This window comes from Streptomyces sp. NPDC050287 (genome assembly GCF_044459385.1).
Lineage (GTDB): Bacteria > Actinomycetota > Actinomycetes > Streptomycetales > Streptomycetaceae > Streptomyces.
This window is the reverse complement of record NZ_JBITIY010000007.1, coordinates 550,747-564,812: the sequence shown is the minus strand read 5'-3', so window position 1 is coordinate 564,812 and position 14,066 is coordinate 550,747. Positions and strand designations below refer to the sequence as shown.

Genomic DNA, 14,066 nt, shown 5'->3' with positions numbered 1-14,066 from the left:
GGTCAGTTGCGGGTCGGGCTTCCCCCGACCCGCTGGTGCGGGGACCGGCCGGACCGGCCCGGTGTGGTCAGGCTCCGAGCGCGGCGCCGCCGTCCACCACGAGGGAGTGCAGGGTGATGTGCGCGGCCTGCTCGGAGAGGAGGAAGAGCACCGCGTGCGCGATGTCCTCGGGCCGGGCGAGCCGGCCCAGCGGGATGCCCACCCGGTAGGTGTCCGGTGAGCCCTCGACGGACGGCCGGGCGAAGTCGCCGTCGGCGTACATCGTGGTGAGCATCGGGGTCTCGGTGGAGCCGGGCGCGACGACGTTGCAGCGGATGCCGTACCGCGCGACCTCCAGGCCGAGGGTCCGGGTGAAGCTGGTCGCCGCCGCCTTCGACGCCGCGTAGGCCGCCATGTTCCAGCGCGGTACGCCCGCCGAGTTGGAGGCGACGGTCACCACCGCGCCCGAGCCGCGCGGCACCATCCGTCCGACGACCGCCCGGCTGACGTGGAAGACGCCGGTGGCGTTGACCGCGAAGGTGAACTCCCAGTCCTCGTCGCTGTATCCGGTGACCTCCCCGGTGCGCAGCACCCCGGCCGCGTTCACCAGGTGGTCCAGCGGCCCGAGTTCGGTCTCGGCGCGCTCCACCGCGGCGTCCACCTCGGCGCTGGAGCGCACGTCGGCGGCCAACGCCAGTACGCTCGCCCCCTCGGCCTCCAGCTCCTTCACCAGCGGTTCCAGGGCGGCCCCGTCGGCGTCGAGCAGGGCGACCCGGGCACCGGCGGCGGCGAGCTCGCGGGCCACGGAGGCACCGATGCCGCCGGCGGCGCCGGTGACGAGGGCCGTGCTGCCGTACAGGGCGGCCCTTACCTTGGACTCGCTCATGGCGCCTGCCTCCATCCCGTGTGATGTGCGGCCGCCGCCCGGCGGCGCCGTTCGAGCGTCTCGGTCCGCCGGCGCAGCACCGCCGCGACCGTGTCGGCGTCCACGCCCAGGCAGCGCACCGTGAAGGAGGACAGGGCCTCCAGGTACTCCGCCTCCAGGGCGTCCTCGTCGAGCTCCGTGGAGCGGCCGTCCTCGATGAGGACCCGGCCGGCGACTACGACCGTTTCCACGTCCATGGAGCCGCCGAGCGACAGGAACCCCTCCAGCGGGCGCGGGTTGAGCAGATAGCGCCAGTCGCCGGCGGGCACGAGCAGCAGGTCCGCCTGCTTGCCCGGCTCCAGGCTGCCGATCCGCTCCCCCTGGTCCAGGCCCCGGGCGGGCAGCCGGGTGGCCATCGCGAGGGCGTCGGTGGGCAGCACCTCGGTCGGGTCGGCGTACATCTCGTTGTAGAGCTGCCACACCGCCCGCATCGCCTCCGGCATCCCGCCGAGCGGCACGGCGGCGCCATCGGTGGACACCGACACGTCCAGCCCGGCCCGCCGGAACTCCGGGATCGCCCGCGTCTCGGAGACGGTGGACTCGCCGGCCTGCCCGTACTTGGCGGGCGAGTGGCTGATGTGCGCGCCCGCGTCGATGAGCAGCGCCCGCTCCCCCGGATCGGCGAAGCCGCAGTGCACCGCCATGAACCGCTTCGACAGCAGCCCGGCGTCGGCGAACCGCCGTACCGGAGTGGCGCCGTAGTAGGCGAGCATCACGTCGGCCTCGTTGCGCAGCGCGCCCACGTGGGTGGCGAACGGGACGTCGTAGCGGGCGACCAGGTCGGCGAACCCAGCGGCGAGTTCGTCGCTCATGTTGGTGCCGTAGACGGCGGTGGGCCAGGCCCGTACGAGACCGTCGGGGTCGGCTGTGCACTCGTCGAGCAGTTCCTCGATGCGCTGGAGTTCCAGGTCGGTGTCGCGGGTGCGCCGGAAGCGGCTGTCGCCGGGGGCGCAGACCGCGTCGGCGGCCCAGGTGCTCACCGTGACGCGCATCCCCAGGTCACGGGCGGCCCGGGCCAGCGCCTGCGGCTGGTTGAGGGAGCCGACATCGCCCAGTGTGGTGACGCCGGAGCGCAGCTGGGTCCACATCGAGTAGCGGGCGATGGTGAGGGCCTCGTCGGGGGTGAGCCGGTCGACGTGGTCGTGGAAGGTGTCGAAGACGACGGAGATCTGCGGCACGTCGCCGCCCAGTGCCATGAACACCGGTTTGTCGTCGCGGTCCGTGGCCGAGCGCAGCGCGCCCTTGAAGGGGAAGCGCAGCGCGAACATCTCGTGCCAGTGAGCGTTGACGAAGCCGGGCAGGATCATCCGGTCGTGGGCGTCGATGACGCGCAGGCCGCCGGCCCGGTGCTCGGGCCGGACCGCCGCCTCGACCTCGGCGCGCGGACCGGCGGCGACGATCACGCCGTCCGCCGCGAGCACCGCGCCGTCGGGCACGACCCGGTCGGTGGCGTCCGCGGGGTAGAGCACCCCGCCGCGGATCAGCAGGGCGTCCATCACGCCGCTCCCGTCTCGCGCAGAGCCCATGCCTCACCGAGATGCCGGTGCCAGGCGTCGAGGGTGGGGGCTCCGGTGAGCGCGGCGAAGTCGACGGGGATGCCCTGCCGACGCCAGCGGGTCACGAGCAGCATCGCCTCCAGTGACCCGAGCCCGAGGTGCACCAGGTGGGCGTCACCGTCGATCTCTTCGGGCGGGACGCCGATGGCCTGGCCGACGTCGCGACGCAGTTCGTCGAGGGAGAGGGGAGTGGTACGGCGCAGGGCGCGGGGTCGTGCGGGAGAAGTGGGCGAGGAAGGGGCGGAAGGGGCGGAAAGGGCTGGGGTGGTGGGTACGGTCATGGGTTTTCACCTCGTGGGTGTCGATGCGGGCGGTGCCGGCGGCGCCGGGGCGGGCCTGTCGCCTCGTCGGTGTCGGAGGGGCGTCACCTCGTCGGTGCCGGAACAGGGGCGGCCGCGGCAGCCGGGATGAGCCGGGCCTGCCCCCAGTCGCGGGAGTACTCCGGGTCGGCGGCGGCCGCTGACAGGACCTTCTTGTCGACCTTCCCGAGCGGTGTGAGCGGCAGGTCCGCCACATACTCGGCGCGGTCCGGCAGCTTGAAGTCGGCCAGCCCCTTCTCCTGCAGCGCGGCCTTGAGCGCGCTGAGCGGCGGCGCCTCCTCCTCGGCCCGGCTGACGAGGAACGCGTAGATCCGCTCCCCGAGGAACTCGTCGGGCACCGGTACGACGGCCGCCGCGGCGATACCCGGAACGGTGACGAGATGCGCCTCCACCTCCCCGGCGGCGATCTTGTCCCCGCCCCGGATGACGACGTCCTTGATCCGCCCCTGGACCACGAGCCGCCCCCCGGGGGTGATGCTCGCCAGGTCGCCGGTGCGGTAGAACCCGTCTTCCGTGAAGGCCCGTGCGTTGTGCTCGGGAGCCCGGTAGTAGCCGCGCAGGGTGTACGGCCCGCGGGTCAGCAGTTCCCCGGTCCCACCGACCGGAACCGGGGCACCGGTCGACGGGTCGACGATCAGCACCTCGTCCGCCTCCGACACCTGCCGTCCCTGCGTGTGCAGTACGTCGTGCGGATCGTCGTCCGGCCGAGTCATGGTGAGCAGCCCCTCGGCCATGCCGAACACCTGCTGCAGCCGGCACCCGAGTTCCGGCTCGATCCGCGCGGCCAGCTCCGGTTCGAGCCGGGCTCCGCCGATCTGCAGGACCCGGAGGCTGGACAGGTCCGTGTCGGACCACTGGCGCTCCTCCAACCAGAGCCGGGCCACGGTCGGCACCACCGAGGTCAGGGTGACGCGCTCGGCCTCGATCAGCCGGAAGCAGTCGTCGGCGGTGGGATCGGGCGCGAGCACGACGGTCCCGCCGGACGACAGCGTGCCGACGACTCCGGGACAGCCCCAGGCGAAGTTGAACTCCACCGGCAGCGCGGCGAGATAGACCGAACCGGGCCCGAGTCCCGACTGCCCGGCCACCGTGCGGGTCTGGTACGCGTAGTCGTCGTGGGTCCGCGGAATGAGCTTCGGCAGCGCGGTCGTACCACCCGACAGCAGGAAGAAGGCCACGTCGGACGGGTCGTTGGCCGGCAACGGCACCGGCTCGGCGTCGACCTGCTCCAGGGGTACGACAAGGCCGTCGGCGGCGCCAGTGCCGCCGGTGCCGTCCATGACGAACACCCGCCGCAGCGCGGGGAGTCCGGCTGCGAGCTGCCGCCCGAGGGCGGTGTGGTCGAAGCCGCGGAAGAGACCGGGAACCACATACCCGGACGCTCCCGACAGCTCGCACAGGTGCCGCACCTCCTGGGCGCGGTGCGAGGTGAGCGAGAACACCGGCTTGGCGCCGGCCCGGAACAGGGCGAAGGCCACCTCCACGAACTGTGCGACGTTGGGCAGCTGGAGCACGATCCGGTCGCCCGGTCGCACCCCCTCGCGGACGAACCCGGCGGCCCTGCGGTCGACCCGGTCGGCCAGTTCGTCGTAGCTGACGCGCTCCGGGCCGGCGACGAGGGCCGTGGCGGCGCCGTACGCGTCGGCCCATGCGCGGGGCAGAGAGCCGAGGTCGATGCCGCGCCACAGCCCGGCACGGCGGTAGCGCTCGGCGGTCTCGGCGGGCCAGGGCGTGCAGCCGTCGAGCATCATCGGTCGTCCTCCTTGACCATGTCGTTCGTCCGGGCGACCGTTTGGTCGTCCGTTTGGTCGTCCGTTTGGTCGTCCGCGTACTCACCGGTGATCTCCACGACCGCGCAGGCGACCTCCATGCCGGGCCCGGCCGCGAGGAGCAGCACGCGGTCGCCCGGTGTGACGTCGCCCCGGGTCCACAGGTGCTCCAGGGCGATGAAGGGGTCGGCGGCGCCGACGTGGCCGATGTCCCGGCTGAACTCCCAGGTGCCGAGGGAGGGTTCGATGTCCAGCGGGGCGAGGTAGATGCTGTGCAGCGCTCCCTTGGCGTACCCGGTGTGGCAGACGCGGGCCACCTTCTCCAGGCTGGTGCCGGCCTCGTCGAGGACGCGGTCGACGGTGTCGGCGACCACCTCGCCGAAGTGCACGGTCGGCGCGGCCGTCCCCTGTTCCCACTGCCGGCGCAGATGGGCGTTGCGCTCCTCGAAGTTGAGCGAGCGGCCGACAGTGATGCCGGGCGGAAAGAGCTGTTCGCCGGCGCGGTGCAACTCCTCCAGCACGGGTGCGGAGGCCGAGCCGATGGACAAGAGCCGGGCGAACCCGCCGCGCCGGGACACGGCGGCGGCCGCACCGCCGTCCGCGAGGAGGAACAGCTTGGAGGAGTTCCAGCGGTCCACGACGGGGGCGGAGAAGTTGTCGCCGGCGGTGACGAGCACGGCGTCCCGGGAGGGATCGGCGGCCAGCCGATGTGCCGCCAACTCCAGTGCGGTGAGCATGCCGAGACAGCCGGGCCCGATCTGGGCGGCGCCGATCGGACGGTCGAGGGTGTGCCGCAGCACGTAGTGCGGCGCGGACCAGCCGTCGGGCCCTTGGTGGTAGGTGGCGCAGTGCAGCAGTGCCCCGAAGTCGTCCGGGGTGAGCCCGGTGGCGGCGCTGCGGCGCAGGGCGGCACGCGCGGCGCGTACGGCCATGTCGGGGGCGGGCAGCTCACCGGCGACCCGAACGGCCCGCATGCCGGAGGTGTCCCGGTCGGCGGCGTCGTACCAGCCGTGGGCCACAGCCTCCTCGGTACTGACGGCGTCCGGAAGCCAGCTGCCGACACCCGCCAGCCATATGTCCTTGTCGGCGACCCTCATCGCAGGTCCCCGTCGCGAGGGTCGTCCGCCGCCGGGACCAGGAACCGGGCGACGCTGTCGAGCTTCTCGCACGTCTCCTCGAACTCCCGCTCGGGCGTGGAGTGCCCGACGATGCCGGCCCCGGCGCGCAGCCAGGTGCGTTCTCCCTGGCGGTAGGCGCTGCGCAGCACGAGGGCCGCGTCCATGGCGCCGGAGTGGTCGACGGTGAGGACGGCGCCGCTGTACAGCCCGCGCGCCTCGGTCTCGTACCGCCGGATGGAGTCGTAGGCGGCGGCCTTGGGCACACCGGAGGCGGTGACGGCGGGGAAGACGGCGGCGAAGGCGTCCCAGGCGTTCCGCCCCGGGGCGAGCCTCCCGGCAACGCGGGAGGCGAGGTGCTGCACGCTGCCCCGCTCCCTCACGGTCATGAACTCGGGCACCTCCACGGACCCCTCGACGCACACGTCGACCAGTTCGTCCGCGCCGACCTTGACCGAGATGGCGTGCTCGTAGACCTCCTTCGGGGAGCCGAAGAGGTCGGCGCGCAGGCTCTCGTTGACCAGGGCGTCCTCGGTGAGGGCACGGGTGCCGGCCAGCGGCTGGCTCACGACGTGCCCGTCCTCGGAGACCTGGACGACGATCTCGGGGCTGAAGCCGATGGCCTCGGTGCCGCCGAGGTCGAGCATGAAGGAGCGGGCGGGGTTGTTGCCGCGCCGTCCGGCGACGTACGTGGCGGTCAGATCGGTCCGCCCCGGCACCTCGACAACGCGGGACAGGATCACCTTGTGCAGCTCACCGGCGTTGATGTCGTCGACGGCGTGCTGGACGGCGGCCCGGTAGTGGGTGCCGTCGGTGACGTGGACGTCGAGGGCCCGAGGCTGCCCACCACCGGCAGGCGCCTGGTCGATGACGGTGTTGACGAGAGCGTCGAGCGTGGCCTGATCGGCGGCGCGCAGGAGGGCGTGTCCCTCGCCGAAGCGGACCTCGGCGCGCGGCACGATGAGCTGCATCAGCCGCTGGTCACCGAGGTGCCGGCGGTCGCCGTCCTTGGCGTACGACAACTCGAAGGCGGCCCAGCCGTAGGCGCGCCAGTACGGCACCTCGACCTGGGTGAGCAGCTCGGAGACGAGCCGCAGCGGCTGCTCACCCCAGGGCAGCTCGACGTCGGGCACCCCGTCCTGGCGAAGCCGGGCCCCGTCGCGGTCGAGGGTCAGCTCGGCCCGCACGCCGCCCGCGTAGGCCCAGCTCCCCCCGTTCTCGTAGAGGACGTACGACTCGTGCAGCCCGGAGTCGGCGAGCCGCGCCGCGATGAGCAAGGGGTCTTCGCTGAGCGGCAGTTGGGTCTCGTAGTAGTGGCGCGAGGCAAGGGCGATCATCTGAGTGGTCCCTCCCGTGAGACTGTTACCTTCCATGAGGTTACGGAGGTAACAGCCCCGGGTCGCCGCCGAGCCGATCACCCTTCCTTCTCGAACTGCCAAACCGAACAAGAAGAGGGCGCGGGATCTAGGACGGAAACTGACCTATTCGAGGGCTACTTTCAGAGAACCCACCGCCCCCCACATGAGGAGCAGGAGATGCTGCGAGGTCTCACGACGGTCCGCTTCCACACCACCGACCTGGAGTCCGCGAAGCGCTGGTACACCGAACTTCTCGGCATCGAGCCCTACTTCGAACGCCCCGGCTACGCCGAGTTCCGCATCGGCGACTACGAGCACGAGTTGGGCCTGCTGGACAGCAAGTACGCGGGAACCCTGGGTGCGCACGGCGACGGGACCATCGCGGGCGGCCCGGTGATCTACTGGCACGTGGACGACATCCGGACCACCCTGGACCGCCTGCTGTCCCTGGGCGCGACACCCCACGAACCGATCCGCGAATTCGGCGAGGGCTTCATCGCCGCCTCGGTCGTGGACCCCTTCGGCAACACCCTCGGCATCATGCAGAACCGCCACTACCTCGACATCCTCTCCACCACAACGCGCTGACCGGCGTGCACGTCGGCACCGGCAGGTACGGGGCCGGGGCCCGGGTTCGGGGGACTTCTCCTCGCAGGCCGGCGAGCAGTCAGGTGGTGGCGGTTCCGCGCGGGGAGAGGAGCGGGCCGTCGGCCGGAGTCAGGGGCTGCTCGCACCAGATCGTTTTGCCCGCTGCCGCCTGACGGGTGCCCCAGCGCTCCGTGAGCTGGGCGACCAGCAACAACCCCCGACCGCCCTCGTCGAACACTCGGGCCCGCCGCAGATGGGGTGCGGTGCTGCTGGAGTCGGAGACCTCGCAGATCAGCGCGCGGTCGTGGATCAGCCGCAGCTGGATCGGCGGGTCACCGTACCGGATGGCGTTCGTGACCAGTTCACTGACCACCAGTTCGGTCACGAACGCGGCCTCTCCCAGTCCCCACTCGTCAAGGCGCCCGACGGCGTCCGACCGTATCCGCGCCACGGCGGCGGCGTCGGCCTCCACGTCCCACACGGCGACCCTGTGCCCGTCCAGGGCCCGGGGCCGCACCACCAGCAGGGCGGCATCGTCGGAGGGGCCGTCGGGCAGCAGCGTGCGTACGACGTGGTCGCACAAGGCGTCCAGGGAGTCCTCCGACGCGGCCAGCGCCTCCCGCAGAGCGTCGAGGCCCTCCCCTACGTCACGGTGGCGGGAATGGATCAAGCCGTCGGTGTAGAGGGCGAGCAGGCTGCCCTCCGGGAGGGTGACGTCCACCGGTTCGAACGGCAGCCCGCCCAGTCCGAGCGGCGGTCCCACGGGGACGTCCAGGAATCTGGCGGTGCCGTCCGGGTCCACGACGGCGGGTGGCGGGTGGCCGGCGAGCGCCATGGAGCAGCGCCTGGAGACCGGGTCGTACACCGCGTACAGGCAGGTGGCTCCGATGTCCCCGGAGAGCTCCGCCCCCGGCGGCCCCGCGTCGGCACCGGACTCCGCCGACAAGCGGACGACCAGGTCGTCGAGGCGGGTGAGCAGCTCGTCGGGAGCGGCGTCGACATCGGCGAGGGTGCGTACGGCGGTGCGCAGCCGGCCCATCGTGGCGGCCGCGTGGATGCCGTGCCCGACCACGTCGCCGACCACCAGCGCGACCCTGGCTCCGGAGAGCTCGATCACGTCGAACCAGTCGCCGCCCACGCCGTAACGCTGTTCGGCGGGGAGGTAGCGGGAGGCGGCTTCCACCGCCGAGGGTTCCGGCATCCGCTGCGGGAGCAGACTGCGCTGCAGAGCGAGAGCCGCGACGCGTTCGCGGGCGAAGCGCCGGGCATTGTCCAGACAGACCGCCGCCCTCGCCACCAGGTCCTCGGCGAGGGGGAGGTCGTCCGCGTCGAAGCTCTCGGGAGTCTCCCGGATGCGGGTGAACCACACCACGCCGAGGGTCGTGCCCCTGGCTTTCACCGGTACGAGGATCCATGAGTGCGTGCCGTACCGTCGGACCTTCGCCTGCCGCTCGGGGGTCTGGTCGATATAGCTGCGGATCGGCGGGGCCGCGTTGGTCCGGTACAGCGAGGACCGGCCTGTGGCCAGGCACAGGGCGGCCGGCGAGTCGGCGAGGTAGACGTCCGCTTCGCCGGCGGTGCGCTGTGCCGTGGTGACCCCCTCGAACAGCGTCAGTTCCGCGATGCGCCGCAGCCGCACAGGCCCGGCCAGCGGCCCCGGAGCGGGTTCGTCGCCTCTGAGGATGACCTCCAGCAGGTCCACGCGAGCCTGGTCGGCGAACCTGGGTACGGACACCTCGGTGAGTTCCCGCGCGGTCTGTGCGATGTCGAGGGTGCTGCCGACGCGCAGGCTCGCGTCGTTCAGCAGGGAGAGCCGCTCGCGGGCACGACTCCTCTCGGTCACATCGCCGACGAGGGCGCAGACCCCGAGCGTACGACCGTCCGCGTCCCGCAGCGGCGTCGCCGAGACGCTGAAGACGCGGGATCCGGGTTCGTTCAGGATCGTGCCCTTGAGCTCGGCGACCTGCTCCTCCCCCGTGGCCATGGCCAGCCGCATCCGCTCCTCCCACTCCACCGCGTCGGGGTCGCCCAGGACCTCCGTCAGCCGGCGTCCGCGCCGGGCCTCGTCCGGCAGGCCGCTGAGGCGGTGCGTCACGGCGCTCTGCCACACGCAGCGCAGATCGGTGTCGTACACCGTCAGGGCCAGCGGTGAGTCCCGCAGCACCCAGCCGGACAGCGACTGCCGCAGTCGCTCCGCCGCCGGCCCGGACGGCGGGCCGAAGAGCAGGACGGTGCCGGGCCCTGCGATGCCGTCCGTCCCGGGGGCGAGGGGGTGGCGGGAGACGGCCATGGCCAGCCGGCGCCCGTCCTTGTGGCGTACGCCGAGACCCGGGTGCCGCTCACCGTGCCCGGCGGCCCCTTCACCCCGGTTCGGCTCCTCGGCAGCGAGTACGGGGGCGTCCAGCAGTTCCGTCGCGGACCGGCCGCGGGCCTCGGCGCTGGTGTATCCGAGCAGGCGTTCCGCTCCGGGCGTCCACCCGATGACCAGGCCCTGCCGGTCGGTCACGACCACTCCGAGCGGTGGATAGACGTCCATGCCGTCAAGACTGACGTCGGATATGTCCATAATCAACCTGATGTGCCGTTCACGGCGTGGGGGCGCTCCGGCCGCGTCGCTGGTCGCCGAGGTCGGTGCGGGCCACCGCCGCGAGTGCGGCACCGATGGCACGGGCCGGTTCGGTCAGAAGCCGGTCGTAGGTGCGTGCCGCCACGAACCGCAGTGTCTGATCCCGGTCGAGGGCGAACCACGCGCCGATGGTGCGCAGGCCGTGCGGGGTCAGTCGCCACAGCTTGTCGGCGTCCTTCACCATGGCGTCGTCCAGGCCGAGGGCCTCCCTGCGGGTGTCGTGCCCGTCGATGATGGCGACGATCCGCTCGGTGTCCCGCGCCGGGTAGCCGACGTCGGCGAGGATGCGGGCGGCGACGGCGGCGCCCTCGGTCTCGTGCCTGCGTGTCGTCTCGTGCGCGGCAGGGCCGGACCGGCGGGCGATGGCGGGCAGGATGTCCGCGGGATCGACCATCTTCCAGCCGGTGTCGTGCAGGAGGACGGCGGGCAGCACGATCTCCTCCGGCGCCTCCGCCCGCGCCTCCGGCAGGGCGTTCAGCAGCGCGGTCGCCAGCGCGTAGGCGTACAGCGAATGGGCGTCGTTGTCACGCACGTCGAGGTAGGGAAGGGCGCGGTCCCATATTTCCCTCCGGACGCCGGTCAACGGCGTGGGGAGGGCAAGCGTGTCACCCGGGGGGATCTCCGACGCGTCGAGCGGAAGCACTGGCAGCGGCTCGCGGGCCGCCCGGTCGGAAGTCATGGCGTCTCCTGTCGAACGCAGCCTGTCGGTCGAGAAGGGGTGACGGTCCGGGCCTGTCAGTCGAGAAAGGTGACGCTCCCGGGCCGTCAGTCGAGAAAGGTGCCGGTCCGGCCCGTCAATCCAGCAAGGTGCCGGTCCGGCCCGTCAGTCGAGCAGGGTGACGGTCCCGGACGTGCCGTCCACGTGGATCCGCTGGCCGTTCCTGATGCGGGTGGACGCCGATCCCGTCCCGGTGACGGCGGGCAGGCTGTACTCGCGGCAGACGATCGCGGCGTGGGACATGACCCCCCCGATGTCGGTGACGGTCGCGCGGATCTTGCCGAAGATCGGGGCCCAGCTCGGCGCGGTCACCGGCGCGACGAGGATGTCCCCCTCCTGGATGAGATCCAGTTCGTCGGGGCCGCGGATCACACGGGCCGTGCCCTCGGCGACGCCCGGCGAGGCGGCCATGCCGGTCAGGTCGCCCAGGTCGTCCGGGGCTGCCAGCCAGGACCGGATCCGCTCGCTGGTGACGCCCCACAGCATGACGCTGAACGGCTCGGTGACGGCCCGCGGAGGCTCGTTCAGCGCCGGTTCCGGGTGCTGCTGTGCGAGCGTGGCCACGATCCGGTGCCGCCGTTCCACCTCCGGTGGCCAGTGGCCGGGGCCGGCCGGCCGGTCTCCGATCGCCCACCCGGACACGTAGTCGAACAGCGCGGCCCGGACTTCGTCACGCGTGAGGTAGAACATGTCGTCCGCGCCGGGCCAGAACCCCGCCCGGTGCAGCAGGGCGGACAGTTCCCTGGCCTTGCGCCAGAAGACGCCCATCGTCCAGTGCTCGATGTAGAAGTTGTGGTTCTCCACGTACGGGTAGACCTGGCGGACCAGGCCCAGTTTCGCCTCGAAGTCCGCGCGTGCCGTGGAGTCGAGCAGTGCGGCGTACTCAGCGGTGATCCGCTCGCGCTCGGCGACGAGCTCGGCCAGGCGCCGGTCGATGACCTCGTCCCGCCGCAGGCGCAGGATGTAGTCGCGGATGTATCCCAGGGGAAGCGAGGGGGTGTCCCTCCAGTACCGGTCGCCGCTGTAGAGGCCGTTGCCCGAGGTGAAGTTGAACCAGGGGTCGCGGGCGGCGTGCCAGGCGTCGAGCCAGTCGCGGCCGCCCGGCTCGCGGCCGAGGGCGGCCAGGGTGCGCTCCCCGGGGTCGGGCACGGTCAGTGTCCTGTCGACGCCCAGTGCGACAGCGAGCCTGGCCAGTTTCCTGAGCTCGTCGTCAGGACGGAACAGCTCCATGTCCACGCCCGACACCATCGCCGCGATTCCCTGGTCCGGGATGTCCGGGAACCATTGCTTGCAGAAGTGGAAGAAGTCCAGGTAGGCCGCGTAGCCGAGGTTGAGGAACTCGAAGTGGTACTGCCAGGCGCGGTGCAACAGGGCGAGGAGCCGGTCGTACCCGCCGAGCAGGGCATCGCCGGCGCCCAGGCCGGTCCCCGCTTCGACGTCCTCGTACGGCTGGAATTCCGGCGGCTCGCTGAAGCTGATCGACTCCAGTTCACGGATGGTGTCGAGGACCTTGCCCTTCCAGTTCTCCAGGAGCCTGTCCCAGTTCGCGTAGTAATACCCGGCGCGTTCCAGGAACTGCGACGCGCGGGCGGGTATCCGGCTTTCCGGCGCGGTCACCGGGCTCAGGTAGACGTAGCCCTGGTGGACGCGGAACGCGACGCCGTACGCGGGCGGCACGACGAAGTGCCGGGTGTTGAAATGGCCCAGGCCCTTGAACGCGAGCTCGGTGACGATCGTCTCGAAAGGCTTCACGACAGTGGGCCAGTGCTGGCTGTCCCGGAACCAGAACCGCCCCTCCTCGGCCGCGCGCCGCCAGGGCTGGAAGAGCATGTAGTACGGGTACAGCCGTTCCCAGCCCTCCGCTCCGGCAGGGGCTGTCATCTCGTAGGGGCTCGGGAACGCCGTGCGCGACGTCGCTGTCATGGGGTGGTCCCCTCATCGCTGGCGGGAAGATCCGTTCGGCAGGTCACGTCGGCGGGCTTCCGGGCCGAGCATGGTGTCGACGATGCTGGAGACGCCCGCGCCCTGGCTGGTCCGGGCAGGCGTCCTCAGCCGACGGCTCCAGAGCGTCTCGGGCCGCGTCTGGAGCAGCATCGCGGTCGCGCCGGTGCCCGCGGAGGCACGCCGGTGGCGGTCGATGGCCCACTCGATGTCCTGTGGGAAGCCGTAGTGCCGCTCGGCGGTCTTGGCCAGACGGGCGATCTCGACGACCTCCGGCGGAGCCAGGCAGGGGACCTGTCGACGGTCCTCCTCGACCGCCCGCCGTACGAGCCCGTGCCCGTCGGGGGCGGGGACCAGCTCCTGGTGCTTCGGCGACACGGTGGTCCGGACCGTGGTGAGCAGTACCTTGTCCACCAGATGGGCGTCCGGGGTCACCTGGCCGGACACCATGAGTTGCCCCAGTCCCCAGATCGCCTCCACCACGATCTTCGAAAGGTCGCCGTCGGCCGGGTTGACGGTCACGGCGGCACCGGAGGTACGGGCATCGACCATCTGCTGCACCCCGACCGCCATACGCAGTCCCCTCTGCGGCAGTCCCTGGGCCGCGCGGTAGATGATCGCGCGGTCGGTCCACAGGCTCGCCCAGCAGCGTCGGACGGCGTCGAGGACGGCATCGCCGCCCCGGATCCACAGGAACGTGTCGTGCTGCCCGGCCCAGCTCGCCTCGGGCGAGTCCTCCACCTCGGCGCTCGACCGGACGGCCACCGCGGCATCCGGGCAGCCGACGGTCCGGCAGAGTTCCTCGTACGCCGCCGTCACCGCCGACGCGACCGAAGGGGGCACGGGGCCCTCGCCCACCAGGCGGCGGATCTCGGCGCCGCGCGCGGCCACCGCGGCCGGATCGGCGGCCGGCCCGGACAAGGCGGCGTCGACGGCCCGGCGCAACCCTCCACCGTCGAGCAGCGCCTCGAAGGCATCGGTGGTCACCGTGAATCCGGGCGGCACCGGAGCGCCTGCCCGGGTCATCGCGAGCAGCGCGGCGCACTTGCCACCGAGCCTGCCCCGCCCGGACTCGGCGGGACTGTCGAACGCGACGATGTACGGAGAGCTCATGGCCTCTTACCCCACTGCCGCGGACTTCACGGCGTGGCCGGCGGCATCGGCCGTACAT

At 72.1% G+C, this 14,066-nt stretch carries 11 protein-coding genes; 1 reads left to right on the top strand and 10 read right to left on the bottom strand.

What is annotated here, in order from left to right:
* Positions 1-67: 67 nt before the first annotated feature.
* The 6 genes from ACIBK3_RS27660 to ACIBK3_RS27635 all read right to left on the bottom strand — a co-directional run bounded on the left by ACIBK3_RS27660 (position 68) and on the right by ACIBK3_RS27635 (position 7,001).
* The gene (locus tag ACIBK3_RS27660; RefSeq protein ID WP_399369815.1) at positions 68-865 is read right to left on the bottom strand and encodes a 2,3-dihydro-2,3-dihydroxybenzoate dehydrogenase; all 798 of its coding nucleotides are present in this window, start codon (positions 863-865) and stop codon (positions 68-70) included.
* Positions 862-2,400, bottom strand: coding sequence for an amidohydrolase family protein (locus ACIBK3_RS27655; RefSeq protein ID WP_399369813.1), 1,539 nt, complete (start codon positions 2,398-2,400; stop codon positions 862-864). Before ACIBK3_RS27655 ends, ACIBK3_RS27660 begins: the two co-directional genes overlap by 4 nt.
* Positions 2,400-2,741: a phosphopantetheine-binding protein gene (locus tag ACIBK3_RS27650; protein ID WP_399369811.1), complete on the bottom strand. Its 342-nt coding sequence runs from the start codon at positions 2,739-2,741 to the stop codon at positions 2,400-2,402. Before ACIBK3_RS27650 ends, ACIBK3_RS27655 begins: the two co-directional genes overlap by 1 nt.
* An 83-nt stretch (positions 2,742-2,824) precedes the next feature.
* Positions 2,825-4,531 carry a (2,3-dihydroxybenzoyl)adenylate synthase gene (locus tag ACIBK3_RS27645; protein ID WP_399369809.1) on the bottom strand — a complete coding sequence of 569 codons (1,707 nt, stop codon included), beginning with the start codon at positions 4,529-4,531 and terminating at the stop codon, positions 2,825-2,827.
* Entirely contained in the window at positions 4,528-5,646 is a 1,119-nt protein-coding gene (locus ACIBK3_RS27640) for a ketoacyl-ACP synthase III family protein (protein WP_399369807.1), read from the bottom strand. The genes ACIBK3_RS27645 and ACIBK3_RS27640 overlap by 4 nt, the downstream gene beginning before the upstream one ends.
* Entirely contained in the window at positions 5,643-7,001 is a 1,359-nt protein-coding gene (locus ACIBK3_RS27635; protein ID WP_399369804.1) for a salicylate synthase, read from the bottom strand. The genes ACIBK3_RS27640 and ACIBK3_RS27635 overlap by 4 nt, the downstream gene beginning before the upstream one ends.
* Before the next feature lie 198 nt (positions 7,002-7,199).
* Between ACIBK3_RS27635 and ACIBK3_RS27630 the strand changes: the two genes are divergently transcribed.
* Positions 7,200-7,610 (top strand): VOC family protein, encoded by a 411-nt coding sequence (locus ACIBK3_RS27630; RefSeq protein ID WP_399369802.1) that lies wholly within the window; start codon positions 7,200-7,202, stop codon positions 7,608-7,610.
* A gap of 79 nt (positions 7,611-7,689) precedes the next feature.
* On the opposite strand, the gene ACIBK3_RS27625 is transcribed toward ACIBK3_RS27630, so the two are convergent.
* The 4 genes from ACIBK3_RS27625 to ACIBK3_RS27610 all read right to left on the bottom strand — a co-directional run bounded on the left by ACIBK3_RS27625 (position 7,690) and on the right by ACIBK3_RS27610 (position 14,008).
* A complete protein-coding gene (locus ACIBK3_RS27625) occupies positions 7,690-10,146 on the bottom strand; it encodes a SpoIIE family protein phosphatase (RefSeq protein ID WP_399369800.1) in 2,457 nt (818 codons plus the stop codon).
* Positions 10,147-10,195: 49 nt separating this feature from the next.
* A complete protein-coding gene (locus tag ACIBK3_RS27620; protein ID WP_399369798.1) occupies positions 10,196-10,915 on the bottom strand; it encodes an HD domain-containing protein in 720 nt (239 codons plus the stop codon).
* A gap of 144 nt (positions 10,916-11,059) precedes the next feature.
* Positions 11,060-12,877, bottom strand: a complete 1,818-nt coding sequence (locus tag ACIBK3_RS27615) for a PEP-utilizing enzyme (protein ID WP_399369796.1) — start codon at positions 12,875-12,877, stop codon at positions 11,060-11,062.
* Positions 12,878-12,889: 12 nt separating this feature from the next.
* Positions 12,890-14,008, bottom strand: a complete 1,119-nt coding sequence (locus ACIBK3_RS27610) for a PEP/pyruvate-binding domain-containing protein (RefSeq protein WP_399369794.1) — start codon at positions 14,006-14,008, stop codon at positions 12,890-12,892.
* Between the last annotated feature and the right edge of the window lie 58 nt (positions 14,009-14,066).